We start from the raw sequence: 16,709 nt of genomic DNA, 5'->3' as shown, positions 1-16,709 counted from the left end.
ACGGGTTGGCGACATCGCGATGAACACCCGGAGAGCGAGAGCGAAGGTCGACCCACCAGCGCGGCGAGCTGCATGGATCCATTCCACTGTGCACGGAGCGCCACCGACCACCCACCCGAACTGCGACAACGCCGTCCTGACGGGCCGTCGGCCACCACGGCGCGTGGTGGCGAAACCAGTAATACGGAATGGTTCAGTCCATTCCGTATCCGGATATTCGCTCGCAGCCGGGAGGAGGTATCGGGTCCTCGAACAGTGGTCAGAGCCCGATGCGGTACCAGGTTCGGTCGTCCGGGAACTGCAGCCAGACCTGATCGCCACGACAGACCGTGCGGCGAGCCCACGTGTCGGGGCGGGTTCCGTCCGGGAGGAGGAGGGGGGCTGCGGCCACCGGCTCAAGAACGCCGTCCTGCTCCCGGGTTCGGGTGACGGTGTAGTGGCCGGGGATCCTGCTGCGGCCCGAGTCCGCTGCGAGGAAGGCGACTCCTTCCCCGTCGATCAGGACGGCGGACGCGAAGTGGACGGGCGTGCGCCGCGTCCAGCGGATGCCGGCGGCGTCGATCTCCACGAGGGGGAACCCGGTGTAGGGGTAGGCCCAGGCCCTGTCGGCGCCGACGTTGAGGGCGTAGCAGTCGACCCAACTGCCGTAGCTGAGAGGGTCGAACGTGGCGTACCAGGCGGGCGAGCCGTCGCGGGTCCAACGGATGAGTCCGGGCATCGACATGGTCATCCGCGACGCGGGCTGACGCGTGGTCGCCGCGGAGCTGCGCGCGGGTCGGCGGCGGGCGGGGAGTTGCGCGCAGACGACGCCCTGGTCGCCGTAACCGGTCCAGATGTTCTCGTGCTCGTCGGTGAGCAGGTCCTGGACGTCGTCACCCGCGTGGAAGGTCGTCAACGGTGCGCCGTCCCCGCCCACGACGAGCGCGTTGTGCGGGATCTCTCGCTCGAGAGCGTCGAAGGTGGCCGCCGGCGGCCCGGAGGGCATGCGGCAACGTGCGGCGACCAGGACGAACCCGTCCCCCAGCGCGTCGATCCGGGGAGAGTGCAAGTCGAGCTCCGGCAGGTGCACTTCGTGGACGTCGCTGCCGTCCGTCACGACGACGAGCGCGTCACAGGGCCGACGCTGCTCCGGGGGTACAAGGCGATGGCAGGTCGCGCCCGGTGGGACGAGCAGGGTGACGACGCGTCCGTGCGCATCGACGGTCGCTGCCGCGACCTGCTGGTCGCGGTAGCGGTCGGGCAGGGAGGCGTAGTGCGCCAGACGATGGGGGTGAGCGGTCACCGGCGTGTCTCCTCCGGGGCGAGAGAGTCGGTGGGCCATCGCGTGAGGGTCGTCAGGGCGTCGTCACCGCCGCCGACGAAGACGGGGCGGGAACCGCCGGGACGGGCATCGCGCAGCGGGTCGCCGAACCTCGGCCACGGACCGGGTCCGTGACGGTCTCGGAGGGTGAGCGCGTGATCGAGAAGGGTGGAACGTCCGACGGCGGTACCGCCGTCGCACGCCCACCACGGGCCGGTCATCGGCCGGAGGGCTGACCGCCCTCTCGTGTCGTCATGAGGTGGATGATGCTCCGCGCCGCCCCGGATTGCCAACCGCGTTTTCCACAGCGGCGTCCGGTACCCAGCAGGTACGGCTTTGGGGATACAGGTCGAGTTCGAACTCCTTGCGGTCCCGCAGCGCCTCGACCAGTTCGGGGACACGTCAACTGACAGCCACGCAGCCCTACGGCAGACGCCAGTCCACCGGCGCGGCGCCCTGCTTGGTGAGGAGGTCGTTGGCGCGGCTGAAGGGGCGGGAGCCGAAGAAGCCGTAGTCCGCGGAGTACGGGCTCGGGTGGGAGGACTCAATGCACGGGACGTCGCCCAGCAGGGGCTTGAGGCCACGCGCGTCCTTGCCCCACAGGATGGCCACCATCGGCGTGCGACGCGCGACCAGGCCGCGGATGGCCTGCTCCGTGACGGCCTCCCAGCCCTTGCCGCTGTGGGCGCGGGGCTTGCGCGGGGCCGTGGTCAGCACCCTGTTGAGCAGCAGGACGCCCTGGCGCGTCCACGGGGTGAGGTCGCCGTTGCCGGGCGCGGGAAGCTGCAGGTCGCGCTGGTACTCGGTGAAGATGTTGATCAGGCTGCCCGGCAGTGGACGCACCTCCGGCGCGACCGAGAACGAGAGCCCCACGGCGTGCCCGGGCGTCGGGTACGGGTCCTGGCCGACGATCAGCACCCGGACGTCGGCCAGGGGCTGTTGGAACGCGCGCAGCACGTTGGCCCCCGCCGGGAGGTAGCCCCGGCCGGCGGCGTTCTCCGCGCGGAGGAAATCCCCCATCGCCGCCACATCGCCCGCGACCGGAGCGAGGGCCTGCGCCCAACCTGATTCGACGATCTCATGCAAAGGACGTGCTGCCACGGCGAGAAGCCTAGTCGCCCGCACCGACACCCCGGGACGGAGGGCGGGATCCGCCCCAGGACGCTCACCGGACTGCTACAGCCGCGCGCGGGCGCTGCGGGCCAGTTCGTCCGCGCTGCAGGCCTCGGCCGCCTCCGCGGCTCGACGGAAGGCCGCGGTGGCATCCTGGCCGGCCGCCGCCCGGGCCAGCGCCAAGTCGTGGAGCGCGCGGGCGCGTTCGTAGGGGGCCGGGGCTTGCTCGAGGATCTGGACGGCGGCCTCCAGGCTCGCCGCACGCGCCTGCGGCTCGGACTCCAGCTCGCCCGCGGCGCGCATCGCCACGCCGATCGCGGAGAGCGTGCCGTAGTGCTCCGCCCGCTCCAGCTGGTCCGCCGCCTCCTCCCGCGCCCGGTCCAGGTCCCCCAGGCCCGCGCAGGCGGCCGCCAGGCCGCGCTGCCAGCCGCACCAGCCGGGGTTGCGCATACCGCGCCCGTCCAGACGTGCACCGGCCTCGGTGAGTTCCGCCTCCGCGTCGACGAACCGACCCAGTGCCAGCAGCAGGCCGCCCCGCACGGTCTGCGAGTCCGGGAAGACGACGGCGTTGGAGTACGGCGCGTGGAAGCGGTAGCGCTCCGCGAGCGCCCGTGCCTCGTCGTTGGCGCCACGCGCGGTGAGCGTGGCGATCAGCGTGCCGACCGCGTACCAGTGGACGGGCGTGCCCTCGCCGACACGGTTGGCCAACTCCAGGCCGTAGCGTGCCTCCTTCTCCGCCTCGGCCAGGTCTCCGGTGCGGTAGTGCACGTAGCCGAGGATCGTGTGCCCGAAGGAGAGGTGCGCACCGCGCCAGCCGGCCTGCTCGTACTCCTCGATGCCCTTGACGAACAGCTCGAGGGCGCGCTCCCGCCGGTCCCCGTACATGTAGGTCAGCGCGACCAGCACCGGCACCTCGAAGCCCCACTCCGGGTGGGCCCAGCGCAGCTCCCCCTCCAGGGCGCGGTCGCTGTAGTGCAGGGCCACGTCGACGGGTTCGCCGCGCACCGTCGCGTCCCAGGCGCGCAGACCCAGCACGTACCGGGCGGCGATGGAGCGGTCACCCTCGACGTCGAGACGCTCGGCCAGCTCGGCGAGCCGTTTGGAGCGCTCCTCCGAGCCGTCCTCCCAGGCGTCGAACGCGCCCCACATGAACTGCCACACCTGCATCTTCAGCCGCACGGCCGCGTCCTCGGCGCGCTGCGCCTCGTCCGCCATGATGGCCGCCGCCTCGGCGAGGCTGTTGCTGTGGGCCAGCGACTGGGCCAGCCGGACGCTGACCTCCTCGCGCAGCGGCGTCGGGATGACCGGCTGGTCCAGCGCCATGCGCAGCTGGTCGGCGGTCGCCGCCGGGTCGTAGAGGAGGGTGGAACAGCCGAGCTCGAACAGCACGTGCGCGCGCTCGCCCACCGGCGGCGGCTCCTCCACCGCCCGCGCCAGACAGCGCTGGGCCGTCTCGGGCGCGCCGGACTGCATGAAGAGCTGGGCTGCCTCGCGTAGTTGCCCGACCACCCGGGAGTCACCGCGCGGCGGCACCTCCAGCCAGTGCCGCGCCGCGACCATCGGGCTGCGCCCGGCCTCCAGCACCGTCCGGGCGGCACGGTCGTGCAGGTCCGTCCGCTCCTCCTCCGGAATGCTCCGGTAGACGCTGGTGGCGATCAACGGGTGCACGAACTCCAGGATCTGCCGTCCCGTCAGCACGCGCTCGTGGCGCAGCCGCTCGGCGGCGGCGTCCGCCTCCGCCGGACCGAGACAGGCGACGTCGGCGGCCTGCTCGACCGGGGTCGCGATCCCCAGCACCGCGACGGCGCGGGCCAGCCGGACCGGCCCCGAACCGAGCCGCCGCAGCCGGGAGATCAGCCCGCTGCCGGTGTTCTCCGCCGCCAGCGCCCGCAGTTCCGCCCAGGAGGCGGCACTCGGGACGATGCCGCGCACCCGTGCCTTGGCCACCAGCTCGACCGTCTCGAACGGGTTGCCCCCGGTCAGCGCCCACACGTCGCGCGCGAAGGCGCCCAGGAGGTCGGCGTCGTCGTCCTCGGCATCGAGGCCGACGACCTCCTCGATACGTTCCTCGGCCTCGGCCTGATCGCCGTCCTCGCCGCCCTCGGCGTCCTCCGCGTAGATGCAGCGCACCAGGGAGTCCACCGCTTCCGGCGTCAGCGCGGAGAGGCCGAGCGGCGTCACCCCGTTGTCCCCCGCGATACCGCGGAAGGCGTCGGCCCACTCCGGCAGCTCGTCCGGCCGATAGGCGACGACGAGCAGCACGGGCAGGTCGGCCACGCGTGCGGAGAAGCCGGCCAGCCAGCTGAGGGACTCGGCGTCGGCCCAGTGCGCGTCGTCGACGACCAGCACCAGCGGGCCCCGTGAGAAGGCGAGGTTGGTGACCACCCAGTCCAGCCCGTCCCGCACACCCTGCGGGTCCGGAGCGGCACCGCCGCTGGGCGCGACGCCCAACGCCGCGCCGACGATGGCGTTCCAACCGCCGAGGAGCGCGTCGCGCTCCTCGTCCCCGACGTCCTCCAGCAGCGGTCGCAGCAGCCCGCGGACGACGGTGAAGGCCGATCCCTGCTCCTGCTCACCGCCTCGGGAGGTGAGCACCAACAGGCCCTCGTCCCGCGCGGCGTCCCGCGCGGCCGCGAGCACGCTGGTCTTCCCCAGTCCGGCCGCTCCGGTCACCACGACCAGCGCGCCGGCCCGTTCGGCGCGCAACGTCGTGACCGCGGCGCGGACGGCGTCCAGTTCGTGTTCACGTTCGAGCAGACCGTACACGCCGACCTCCTGGCTTTCGCGTTCGAGCGTAGTCCCGTCACATGCGCTGCCGCATGCAGTTGCACCACCCAGGGGCGCGAGGAACCGCGCGAGAAACCCCCCCTGTGCGAATGGCCCTGCTCAATGAGGCCCGCCCGCACGTCAGTGGCTGGTCGCGCAGTTCCTCGCGCCCCTGGGTGGTGCGACGTCCCTAGGCGGAGAGCGGACGCCCGTTGAGAACGATCTGTGCAGGCGCCGCCAGGACCCGGACGTCGGCCCGCGGGTCCTCCTCGTACACGACGAAGTCCGCCCGCGCGCCCTCCTCCAGGCCCGGGCGGCCGAGCCATGCCCGCGCGCCCCATGTGGTCGCCGAGAGGGCGGCGATCGGCGGCAGGCCCGCGCGGACCAGTTCGGCGACCTCCTGGGCGATCAGCCCGTGCGGGAGGGAGCCGCCCGCGTCCGTGCCGGTGTAGATGGGGATGCCCGCGTCGTACGCCGCCGCGACGGTGTCGTAACGGCGGGCGTGGAGCGCGCGCATGTGCTGCGCGTACGCGGGGAACTTCGCCTCGCCCGCCTTGGCGTGCTCGGGGAACCCGGCGATGTTGACCAGGGTCGGCACGATCGCCACGCCGCGCTCCGCGAAGAGCGGGACGAGGTCCTCCGTCAGACCGGTCGCGTGCTCGATGCAGTCGATGCCCGCCTCGACGAGGTCGCGCAGCGAGTCCTCGCCGAAGACGTGGGCGGTGACGCGTGCGCCCTCCTCATGGGCGGCGGCCATCGCGGCCTCCAGCGCCTCACGGGGCCAGCAGGCCCCGAGATCGCCGAGGTCGCGGTCGATCCAGTCGCCGACGAGCTTGACCCAGCCGTCGCCGCGCCGCGCCTCCTGGCGGACGTAGGCGACGAGCTGATCGGGCTCGATCTCGTGGGCGTAGTTGCGGATGTAACGGCGCGTGCGCGCGATGTGGCGGCCGGCACGGACGATCTTCGGCAGGTCCTCGCGGTCGTCGACCCAGCGGGTGTCCGCCGGGGAGCCGGCGTCGCGCAGCAGCAGGACGCCGGCGTCGCGGTCGGCGAGGGCCTGCTTCTCGCTGGTGGCCTGGTCGACGGCGCCGTGCCCGTCGAGGCCGACGTGGGCGTGGGCGTCGGTGAGGCCGGGCAGCACCCAGCCGCGGACCGAGCGGACCTCGCCGCTGACCGGGGCGGTGAAGCTGATCCGGCCGTCGACCACCCACAGCTCGTCGCGGACGTCCTCCGGGCCCACCAGCACCCGACCGGTGACGTGCAGCACCGTGCTCATCGTTCCCCCTCCGCACCAGGCTCCACAGCAGGCTCGACCAGGGTGCGTCCGCGCACCGCGCGGCGCAGGTCGTCCAGACGGTCCGTCAGGCCGCGTCGCAGGGCGACGCCCAGCTCCTCGCGCCCGAGCTCGCGTTCCCCTGCGGCCAGCACCTCCGCCGTGGCGGCGTAGGCGGGGAAGCCGCCCGCCGAGGTCAGCAGCCGGGCCACCGCCGCGCCGCGGCGGGCCGCGACGGCGCCGGCGTCCGCGAAGAAGCGCTCCGGCAGGCCGAGTTCGTCGAGCAGCTGGTACTGCTCCGGCTGCCAGACGCCGTCGATGGTGGCGGCCAGCAGATAGTTGGAGAGCTCGCCGGTGAACACCGCCTCCCAGGCGGCCAGTTTGGCGTCACGGTCGGGGCGGGCCGCGCGGCAGCGGGCGGCGCCCTCGGAGCTGGTGGCGCTCGGGTCGCGCTCCGCCTCGGCGGTGATCTCGGCCTCTCCGGCCGCGCCGAGCACGCACAGGCGCAGCAGCAGCTGCCAGCGCAGCGCCGGGTCCAGCTCGGGGCCGCCGGGCACCGCGCCCTCGGCGAGCCACTCCCGCAGCTCGGCCTGCTCGACGGGGGTCGCCGCGGCGTCGATCAGACCGCGCACGGCCACCAGGCGCAGGCCGACGGCGGCGGCGGCGCCCTCGGTGCGGCGCAGCAACGCCCGGCACACCTCGCCGAGGCGGGCCAGCGCGTCAGGGCGGTGCTCCGGCGGCAGGTACTGGTCGGCGGCGACCGTCCGGGCGAAGGCCAGCACGTCCTGCACCAGGTGGACGGAGGACTCGCCGGGGAGGTGAGCGGCGACCAGCTCCAGGTAGGCGGCGGCGGACAGTTCGCCGTCGCGGACCTGGTCGCGGGCGCTGTTCCAGAGAACCACCCGGGCCAGCTCGTCCGGTACCTGGCCGAGCGACTCCCGCACGACGTCCCAGGACCCCTCGTCCAGGCGGATCTTGGCGAAGGCCAGGTCGGTGACGTCCGGCACCAGCAACTCGCCGCGCGGCTCCGGCAGGACGGCCTCCTTGCCGTCCTGCAGCTCCACGGGCGTGCGGTGACGCGACATCAGGGTGCCGTCGGGCATCCGGTCGTAGCCGCCGATGGTGATCCGGTGCGGTCGCAGGACACCGTCGGCGGACGTCTGCCGCAGCACCCCGCCGGCGGGTCGGAGGGTGTCCAGGCCGGTGGTGCGCAGCCACAGCTCGGCCCAGCCGTGCACGTCCCGACCGCCCGAGCCGGCGAGGGACTGCAGCAGGTCGTCAAGGGTGGCGTTGCCGAAGGCGTGGGCGTCGAAATGACGGTTGACGCCCTCGAAGAAGGCCTCGTCGCCGAGCCAGGCGACGAGCTGCCGCAGCGCGGCGGCGCCCTTGGCGTACGAGATGCCGTCGAAGTTCTGCAGCGCGGCGGCCGTGTCCGCGACCGCCTCGGGCGCCACCGGGTGGGTGGACGGTCGCTGGTCGGCGTCGCGCCCCCACGCCTTGGTGGCCGCGAAGCCGGTCCAGGCGTCGGTGAAGCGCGTCGCGTCGGCGATCACCCGGAAGCCCATGTACTCGGCGAACGACTCGTTCAGCCACAGGTCGTCCCACCAGCGCATGGTGACCAGGTCGCCGAACCACATGTGCGCCATCTCGTGCGCGACGACGATCGCGCGGTGCTCGCGCTCGGTGTCCGGCACGGCGGAGCGGAAGAGGAAGGTGTCGCGCAGCGTCACGCAGCCGGGGTTCTCCATCGCGCCGACGTTGAACTCCGGCACGAAGCACTGGTCGTAGCCGGCGAACGGGTACCGCTGGCGGAACAGCGCGTGGTAGGCGTCGAAGCACTGCCGGGTGACGGCGAGCAGCTCCTCCGCGTCCGCGTCCAGGTAGGGCGCGAGCGAGCGGCGGCAGTGCAGGCCCAGCGGGATGCCGTCGTGTTCGGAGCGCACCGAGTGCAGCGGCCCGGCCACCACGCAGACCAGGTAGCTGCTGATCGGCACCGTCGGAGCGAACCGCGTCCGGGCGGCGTCCACGCGGTCGGCGACCGGCTCCCGCTCGCCCGCGGCGTCCGCGTTGGCGACCACGGTCCACTCGGCGGGCGCGGTGACGGCGACCTCGTAGGGCGCCTTCAGGTCCGGCTGGTCGAAGGCCGCGAAGATCCGCGGGCCCTCGTCGAGGAACGCCTGGGTGTAGACGTAGACCTCGCCGTCGGCCGGGTCCACGTAGCGGTGCATGCCCTCGCCGGTGCGCGAGTAGGCCATGTCCGCCTCGACCACCAGCTGGTTGTCGGCGGCCAGGCCCTCCAGCGGGAACCGGCCCTCGGCCAGCGCGCCCGGGTCCAGCTCCCGCCCGTTCAGCACCACCCGCCGCAGCTCGGCGGGCTTGATGTCGACGAAGGTCTCCGCCCCGGGCGTCCGGCACCCGAACGAGATCACCGTGACCGAGCGGAACACCTCGGCTCCGACGGTCAGATCGAGGTCCACGGACACGCAGCGGACGTCGAGCAGTCGTCGACGCCCCTCCGCTTCGGTGCGAGTGAGGGCTGGCATGGGGATCATGCTATTCCCGGCCGGGGCGGATGGAAGGCGCGGGCGGCCGCGTCGTCGCGACACCACTCCCGGCGAGGCCGCCGCTCCCCGCGAGGGCGCCGCTCCCGCCGCGGGCGCGGAAACCGCGCGCGCCCACCAGCACCGCGGTCGGCACCAGCACCGCAACCGCCGCCACGAGCATCGTGCCGCGCAGTCCGACCACGGTGCCCAGCACACCACCCGCGAGCACGGCCACCAGCTTGGCCGCGGCGCCCATCGACCGGATCAGCGCGTTGACCCGGCCGCGGACGTCGGGCGGGGTGAGCTCCTGCCGCAGCACGTTGTTGGCCGCGTTGTAGGCGCTCGCCAGCAGGATGAACACCGCCCACGCCACGCCGATCAGGGCAAGCCCCGCGACGCCGCCCGGCACCAGCGGGGGCACCGCGAGCACCGGCGCGTACAGCAGCAGGGTCCCCGTCATCACGCGCTGCGGGCCGTAGCGGCGCATCAGCCGCACGGACAGCCAGCTGCCCGGCACGCCCGCCGCCACCGGGACGCCGTAGACCACGCCGACGGCGAACGCGGAGGCGTGCAGGCCCTGCACCAGGAACAGCATCTCCACGGCGATGGAGAGGGAGAGCGCGAAGGAGATCCCCGTCATGGCGAGGGCGAGCGTGGCCAGGCTCCGGTTCGCGCGCAGATGCCGGATCCCCTCGGCGAAGCCCGCGCCCCGTGCCTGCGTGCCGTGCTCGTACGATGCGGTGTGATGCGGGTCCGGACGGCGCACGGCCAGCAGGGTGAGGGCGCTGACCAGGAACGATCCGGCGTCGACCAGCAGCGCGCGGGCCGCGCCGACGGCGGCCACCAGCACGCCTCCGAGCGCGAAGCCCGCCGTCAGCGCACCGAACCGGCCGGTCCCCAACTGGGCCGTCCCGGACACCCGGTGGCGCTCCTCCAACAGGTCGGGCAGGTGGCTCTGGTAGGCGACGCCGAAGAGCGAGTCGAGCAGCCCCATCAACAGCGCGGCGCCGATCACCAGCGGGAAGGAGAGCCAACCGGTCAGCGCCGCCCCGGCGACCAGCGCGGTCAACAGCAGTCGGGCCAGATCCGCCCCGATCATCAACCGCCGACGTCGCAGCCGGTCGACCACCACCCCCAACGGCGCCGCGAAGAGCGCCGCCACCTGCTCCGCAGCCCGCAACGCACCGTTCTGCAGGGCGCCGACGTGCAGCGTCTCGATGGCCAGCAGCGGCAGCGCGATCGAACTGACCGCGTCCCCGACGGCGCTGCTGCTCTGGCCCCACCAGAGCAGCAGGTAGTCCGGGGTCCGCCGCAGGGGTGGCCCGTCGTCCCCGGTACGGGCGCCTGGGTCCGGCGCCCCGGCCGCCGACCGGGCCGGGCCGTGCGGTCGCGTCGGGTCCTTCGGCGCCGACCGGGCCGTCCGGGGTTCCGGCACGTCAGCGGCCCCGGCCGGGCCTCCTTGCGACCTGACGCCGGCTCCGCTCCGGCGTTCGGCGGACGTCTCACGATGATCGTTCAGCTCTGCCACGGCGGGGCATCCTGCCAGCCGCCACTGACAGAGCGCCCCTGCTGATCGGGCCCTCGCTGATCGGGCCCCTGCTTTCCGCCGCGCGATCAGCGCGGGAGCAGCGCGTCCGGGACGGTCTGGAAGGTGACCGGGCGGAGCCAGCGCTCGACGGCGGTGCCGCCTACGGAGGTGGAGGTCGAGGTGGAGGCCGGGTACGGGCCGCCGTGGTGCATGGCGTCGGCGACGGCGACGCCGGTGGGCCAGCCGCCGAACAGGACGCGGCCGGCGAAGCGGGCCAGGGCGGCGAGGTGGGCCGGGGCGTCCGGGTCGGTGGCGGGGGTCTGCAGGGTGGCCGTCAGGCAGCCGTCGAGGCGGGAGAGGACGGCGTCCGCCTCGGCGGCGTCCGCACAGCGGACCAGGACCGTGGACGGGCCGAAGCACTCCTCCAGCAGGGACTCGTGCGACCCGCGCAGCGCGCTCGCCGCCGGAACGCTCAGCACGCCGGAGCGGACGGCGAGCGGGGCTCCCTCGGTCGGCGCGGGGCCGGCCGGGGCGAGGGTCTGCACGTCGGCGAGCCCGGCGCGGGCGGCGAAGCCGTCGAGGAAGGCCTCGCGCATCCGCGGGTCGAGCAGGACACCGGCCGGAGCCTGCGCGGTGGCGTCGGCGACGGCCTTCTCGAACGCGTCCCCCGCGGCCCCGGCGGGCAGCAGCACCAGGCCGGGCTTGGTGCAGAACTGACCCATGCCCAGGGTGAACGAGCCCACCAGGCCGCGGGCCAGCTCCTCCGCGGCGGTCGGCTCGGCCAGCGCGGCCGCGGTGACCAGGACGGGGTTGACGCTGCCGAGCTCGCCGTGGAACGGGATCGGCCGCGGCCGGGCCGCCGCCAGGTCGAAGAGGGCGCGACCGCCGCGCGGTGAGCCGGTGAAGCCGACACCGGCCACGAGCGGGTGCCGCACCAGCTCGGGGCCCGCCTCGAAGCCGTGGACCAGGCCGATGGTCCCCTCCGGCAGCCCGACCTCCACGGCCGCGGCGCGCAGGGCCGCCGCCGCCAGCTCGGAGGTCTCGGGGTGGTCCGGGTGCGCCTTGACGACCACGGGGCAGCCGGCGGCCAGGGCAGTGGCCGTGTCGCCGCCGGGCACGCTGAACGCGAAGGGGAAGTTGCTGGCCGCGAAGACGCCGACGACGCCCAGCGGCACCTTGACCCGGTACAGGTCGGGGCGGGGCGGGGTCAGTGCGGGGTCGGCGCCGTCGCGCCGGATGTCGAGGAAGCCGCCCGCCTCGGCGGCGGCGTCGACCAGCTCGGCGAAGTAGCGCAGCTGGAAGACGGTCCGGGCGAGCTCGCCGGTGAGCCGGGCGCCGCCGAGGGCGGTCTCCGCGTCGGCGGCGGCGATCAGCTCCGGACCTGCGGCGTGAAGGCGCTCGGCGGCGGCGCGCAGCAGCGCGGACCGGCGCGCGCGATCCGCGAGCGCCGGCAGCGCCGCGTGGGCCGCCCGGACCGTCGCGTCCACCGCGCCCGCTCCGGAGACCACCGCCACCGGCCGGTCCCCGCGCCGCTCACCCGATCGCGGGTCCACGCTCCACACCGACTCAGCGCCCACCGTCGTGCCTCCTGCCGTCCGTCGCCGTGCAATGTCACATGACTCTACCGGTTACTGCGAGCGCTGTCAGTGGTCCCCGCTAGACCGGATCACACAGGCCCTGACCAGCCCACCTCCCGCGGGGGTCGCCATGAACGCCCATCAGCTCCCCAACGACCCGAACACGGCCGGCACGCCGAGCACACCCAGCGCGCCCCGGGCGCGACACCTCTCCCTGGCCGGGCTCCGGCACCGCGGCTGGACGCCCAGCATGGTCGCCAAACTGCTCGGCCCGCCCGACCTGACGGTCCGCAACCCGCACTTCCGCGGCGCGGCGCCGTCCCGGCTCTACGCCGTCGCCCGGGTCGAGGCCGCCGAGGCGACGGACGCCTTCGCCGCGCTCGCCACCGCGGCGTCCCGCCGGGCCGGCTGCTCCCGCCTCGCCTCCGAACGTCGGCGCCGCCAGATCCTCGCCGAGGTCGAGGGCGTGCGCATCCAGGTGCCCCGGCTGACGCCCGAGTGCCTGACCCGTCGTGCCGTCGCCCACCGCAACCAGCGCGACGCCCAACGCGCCTGCCGCCGCGAGGACCACCACGCGGCCCCGGCCCGCGCCGACGCCGCCGAGCCCGGCGCGCTGCGCCGGTGGCAGGTCAACTACCTGCGCCACGCGCTCACCGAGTACGACGCGGTCCTCGACGGCCTCCACGGCGCCGCCGGCCGCGTCGAGGCGGAGCAGGCGCTGCGCCGCCGCGTCTACGAGGCGATCGGCGCGACCTATCCCCACCTCGCGGCGGAGTGCCGCCGCCAGCTGAAGGAACGCCAACGCCCCGACCGGGGCGGGTGATCGCCTCCGCCGGCCTGCGGCACGGCGGGCCGGCCCCGTCAGTCCTCGAGGTGCACCCAGAGCTCGGGCCGCAGCCCGAGCTCACGCAACCAGGCGTGGGTCCGCGGCGTGATCTCCTCACTGCGGTCCAGCAGGGCCGGCAGCAGGCCGCCCACGGCCGCCACCCCGAGCGAGTCCAGCAGGGCCGGCACCTGCTCGGCGGGCAGCGTCACGACGTACTCGTACTCGGGCAGCCCCGGTCGCAGCAGTTGCCCCTTGAGGACGAGGGCGCCGTCCGCACGCAGCACGGCGTCCACGTACCGGCCCGGCTCGGCCCTGAGCCGCACCGACGCCTCCTCACGACGCTCCTCGCTCCCGCCCCCGCTCACGCTTTCGGTCACGCCTCCGCCCCCCTCTGCCGTCAGCCGAATCGGTCCTCCTCCCCGGCTCGGAGCCTCGGCAAACATGGCCGCCGCAAACTCGCGAGCGCATTGTCAGTGCCGACCGATAGATTTCTCCCATGCTGAACGCGCACGTCATCACGCCGCTCTCGCCCGCAGAGCTGGCCAACTCCCGCATCCGCGCCCTGGTCTCGGGCGCCCGCGGTCGCGCGCTCACGCCCACCGAGCGCGAGCGCTACGCGCTGCTCCTGGACGAGTACCACTCCGCCCGACAGGCCGAGAGCCAGGAGCGCGTCCGGGAGATAGCCGCCGCCGCCTGATCCCAGGCCCGGCGCAGCTGCCGCCGGGCGGTACCGACGAGGGTCGATCAACTCCCGGGCTGCGCAAGCGCCTTGAACCTCCAGCAACTCCTGCACGGCGGCGGCGATCGCAGTCACGGGCCACCGTGCGACCGCGGAACCACTCTGCTGCGCTCCTCTCTCTTGTCCTCTCGCGGCGTTCAAATTAAGTTATTTAACTTAACAAGAGAGGAGCAGTGCACCATGGCCTTAACCCGTCTCCCCCGCACCGGAGTCCTCGTCGCCGCGGCCTGTCTCGCCGCCGTCTCCCTCACCGTCCCCGACCACACCACCCACTCCCCCACCCCCTCGGCCGCGCCTGTCGCGTTCGCCGACCCCGCCACCGGTTCCACCGCCGTCAGCAACCTCGGCGCCACCGGCGGGTGGCGGGTGCTCACCTCCGCCACCGCCACCCAGGGCGGTGCGGCGATCTCCACCCCCGGCTTCAGCACCACCAACTGGCTGTCCGTCGGCAACGACGGCGGCGGCGCGCCGGGCACCGAGATCAACGCGCTGCTGCAGAACGGCGGCTGCCCCAACGTCTTCGTCTCCACCACCATGAAGACCTGCTTCGGCCAGATGACCAAGGTCGGCGCGGAGAGCATCGCGCAGTTCTCCACGCCCTGGTGGTACCGCACCGACTTCACCGCGCCGCCCGCCGGGCAGGACGCCAAGCTGATCCTCAACGGCGTCGTCGGGCAGGCCGACGTCTGGGTGGACGGCACCGAGGTCGCCACCTCGGCGACCGTGAGCGGCGACTACGCCCGCAACGTGTTCGACGTGACGAGCCTGCTGCGCTCCGGCACCAACTCCGTGGCCATCGAGGTCTATCCGAACAACCCGACCACCATGCTCACCCTCGACGACGTGGACTGGACCCAGATCCCCCCGGACAACAACACCGGCATCCAGTTCCCGGTCCAGCTCCAGACCGCCGGGGCGCTGGTGATCGGCGACGCACACGTCGACCAGAGCACCGCCGCCGATCTCTCCAGCTCCGCCCTCACCGTGAAGGCCGCCGTCACCAACACCACCACCGCCGCGCAGACCGGCACGGTGAGTGCGACGGTCACGCCGCCCGGCACCGGTGGCACCCCGGTCACCGTCAGCCAGAACGTCACGGTCCCGGCCGGCAGCACGCAGACGGTGAGCTTCACCCCCACCGCGTTCCCCTCCCTCACCCTCGCGTCGCCGCAGATCTGGTGGCCCTACCAGCTCGGCGCGCAGCCGCTCTACACGCTGGCGACGTCCGTCGCCCAGAGCGGGACGACGCTCAACTCGACGAGCGAGACCTTCGGCATCCGCACCGTCACCTCCTACCTCACCGGCGCCTCGACCATGGCCCCGAGCGGGGTGCGGGCGTTCAAAATCAACAACGTGCCGCTGGTGGTCCGCGGCGGCGGTTGGGATCCGGATCTGTTCCTGCGCTACGACCCGGCCGACACCGCGAAGCAGATCGGGCTGTTCAAGGCGATGGGCGTGAACACCATCCGCTTGGAGGGCCACCTGATGCCCGCCGACTGGTACCAGCAGATGGACGCCGCCGGCATCCTCGTCAACGCCGGCTACCAGTGCTGCGACTTCTGGGAGAACACCAGCTACACCACCGCCCAGCAGGCCGACTACCAGCTGACGGCCCAGTCGCTGGGCCAGATCCTGCGCAACCACCCCTCCGTCTTCAGCTTCCAGTGGAGCGACAACGCGCCGACCGCGACGCAGGAGACGCTCGCGCTGAACGGCTTCGCCGCCGCCGACTACACCGGCCCGTTCATCTCCTCGGCCGAGTACAACTCCAGTCCGCAGCTCGGCGCCTCCGGCGAGAAGGAGGGCCCGTACGACTGGGTCCCGCCGAACTACTGGTACGACACCACGCACTACCCCAGCGGTGACGCCACCCTCACCAACGCGGGCGGCAGTTGGGGCTACGACAGCGAGCAGAGCGCGGGCAACACCATCCCCACCCTCGACTCGATCAACCGCTTCCTGTCCGCCGCCGACCAGACGGCGCTGTGGCAGAGCCCGAGCGCCAACCAGTACCACGACAACTACGAGGGAACCCGGCACACCGGCTACCACTTCGGGACCAACGACAACCTCGACACCGCCGTCACCGACCGCTACGGCGCGCCGACCAGTCTCGCCCAGTACGTCGAGGAGGCGCAGGTCCAGAACTACGAGGACACCCGCGCCCAGTTCGAGGCCTTCGTCGACCACTCCACGAACGCCGCCCAGCCCTCCACCGGCACGATCTACTGGCAGCTGAACAAGGGCTGGCCGACGATGCTCTGGTCGCTGTGGAACAACGACGGCGACCAGGCCGGCGCCTTCTTCGGAGCGCAGAAGGCCAACCGGCCGCTGCACGCGCTCTACGCCCTGGACAACAACACCGTGACCGTGGACAACCTCGGCGGCGCGGCGCAGAGTGGGCTGACCGTCGAGGCGAAGGTCTACAACACCGCCGGGAGCGTGCTGGACGACCAGACCAGCGGCACGCTCTCGCTCGCCTCGCAGCAGGTGCAGAACAAGGTGCTCACGCCGAAGATCCCGACGGCCGCGGGCACGGTGTACTTCGTCGAACTGCTGCTGCGTCAGAACGGAGTGCTGGTGGACCGCAACGTCTACTGGAACAACACCACGACCGACGCCGTCAACTGGACCAAGACCATCGGTCAGCCGCAGGCATCCATGAGCTCCTACGCCAACCTGAGCGCGCTGCGGAGTCTGGCCCCCGCGACGGTCTCCGTCACCGCCGCAACCAGCAACCAGGCAGGGCCGAACGGCTCGGACAAGCTGGTCACGGTCACCGTCACCAACACCTCCACCACCCCCGCCGTCGGCTTCTTCCTCCGCGCCGACCTGCGCCGCGGCACGGCGAGCGGCACCGAGCTGGCGGGCGACAACGAGCTGCAGTCGTCCATCTGGAGCGACAACGACGTCACCCTCTGGCCCGGCGAGTCGGAGACGCTCACCGCGAGCTACAGCTCCGCCGATCTGCAGGGCGCAACGCCGGTCGTCAGCCTCTCCGGCTGGAACGTCGCCAAGACCGACACGGTCGCGGGGTGATCAGC

General features: G+C 73.3%; 11 protein-coding genes. 3 read left to right on the top strand and 8 right to left on the bottom strand.

The genetic code is table 11. The annotated features are described in order from the left end of the window. Positions 1 to 259: 259 nt before the first annotated feature. The 7 genes from BMY61_RS11000 to BMY61_RS10965 form a co-directional block, all read right to left on the bottom strand. Positions 260 to 1,282 (bottom strand): hypothetical protein, encoded by a 1,023-nt coding sequence (locus BMY61_RS11000; protein WP_042441446.1) that lies wholly within the window; start codon positions 1,280 to 1,282, stop codon positions 260 to 262. 441 nt (positions 1,283 to 1,723) lie between these two features. Further along, positions 1,724 to 2,401 (bottom strand): uracil-DNA glycosylase, encoded by a 678-nt coding sequence (locus tag BMY61_RS10990; RefSeq protein WP_042441451.1) that lies wholly within the window; start codon positions 2,399 to 2,401, stop codon positions 1,724 to 1,726. A 75-nt stretch (positions 2,402 to 2,476) separates the two neighbouring features. Continuing rightward, a complete protein-coding gene (locus tag BMY61_RS10985) occupies positions 2,477 to 5,179 on the bottom strand; it encodes an ATP-binding protein (RefSeq protein ID WP_052438211.1) in 2,703 nt (900 codons plus the stop codon). 190 nt (positions 5,180 to 5,369) lie between these two features. Next, positions 5,370 to 6,455: an amidohydrolase family protein gene (locus BMY61_RS10980; RefSeq protein ID WP_042441453.1), complete on the bottom strand. Its 1,086-nt coding sequence runs from the start codon at positions 6,453 to 6,455 to the stop codon at positions 5,370 to 5,372. Beyond that, complete coding sequence (pepN, locus tag BMY61_RS10975; RefSeq protein WP_075003856.1) at positions 6,452 to 8,995, bottom strand: aminopeptidase N; 2,544 nt, start codon at positions 8,993 to 8,995, stop codon at positions 6,452 to 6,454. The genes BMY61_RS10980 and pepN overlap by 4 nt, the downstream gene beginning before the upstream one ends. A gap of 10 nt (positions 8,996 to 9,005) precedes the next feature. Then, complete coding sequence (locus BMY61_RS10970; RefSeq protein WP_042441461.1) at positions 9,006 to 10,430, bottom strand: MFS transporter; 1,425 nt, start codon at positions 10,428 to 10,430, stop codon at positions 9,006 to 9,008. Positions 10,431 to 10,609: 179 nt separating this feature from the next. Next, entirely contained in the window at positions 10,610 to 12,100 is a 1,491-nt protein-coding gene (locus BMY61_RS10965) for an aldehyde dehydrogenase family protein (RefSeq protein WP_042441463.1), read from the bottom strand. Positions 12,101 to 12,230: 130 nt separating this feature from the next. Between BMY61_RS10965 and BMY61_RS10960 the strand changes: the two genes are divergently transcribed. Further along, positions 12,231 to 12,923 carry a hypothetical protein gene (locus BMY61_RS10960; RefSeq protein WP_236655790.1) on the top strand — a complete coding sequence of 231 codons (693 nt, stop codon included), beginning with the start codon at positions 12,231 to 12,233 and terminating at the stop codon, positions 12,921 to 12,923. Positions 12,924 to 12,961: 38 nt separating this feature from the next. Here the strand turns inward: BMY61_RS10960 and BMY61_RS10955 are convergent, their stop codons facing one another. Beyond that, the gene (locus BMY61_RS10955) at positions 12,962 to 13,303 is read right to left on the bottom strand and encodes a hypothetical protein (RefSeq protein WP_143094266.1); all 342 of its coding nucleotides are present in this window, start codon (positions 13,301 to 13,303) and stop codon (positions 12,962 to 12,964) included. Positions 13,304 to 13,422: 119 nt separating this feature from the next. Between BMY61_RS10955 and BMY61_RS10950 the strand changes: the two genes are divergently transcribed. Both BMY61_RS10950 and BMY61_RS10945 read left to right on the top strand, forming a co-directional pair. Continuing rightward, a complete protein-coding gene (locus BMY61_RS10950) occupies positions 13,423 to 13,623 on the top strand; it encodes a hypothetical protein (RefSeq protein WP_042441467.1) in 201 nt (66 codons plus the stop codon). 222 nt (positions 13,624 to 13,845) lie between these two features. Beyond that, a complete protein-coding gene (locus BMY61_RS10945) occupies positions 13,846 to 16,704 on the top strand; it encodes a glycosyl hydrolase 2 galactose-binding domain-containing protein (protein ID WP_042441469.1) in 2,859 nt (952 codons plus the stop codon). Positions 16,705 to 16,709 lie beyond the last annotated feature (5 nt).

This window comes from Streptacidiphilus jiangxiensis, assembly GCF_900109465.1.
In the GTDB taxonomy this organism is placed as follows: domain Bacteria; phylum Actinomycetota; class Actinomycetes; order Streptomycetales; family Streptomycetaceae; genus Streptacidiphilus; species Streptacidiphilus jiangxiensis.
Note: the sequence above shows the minus strand (reverse complement) of the source record. Positions and strands in the feature narration are given on the sequence as shown.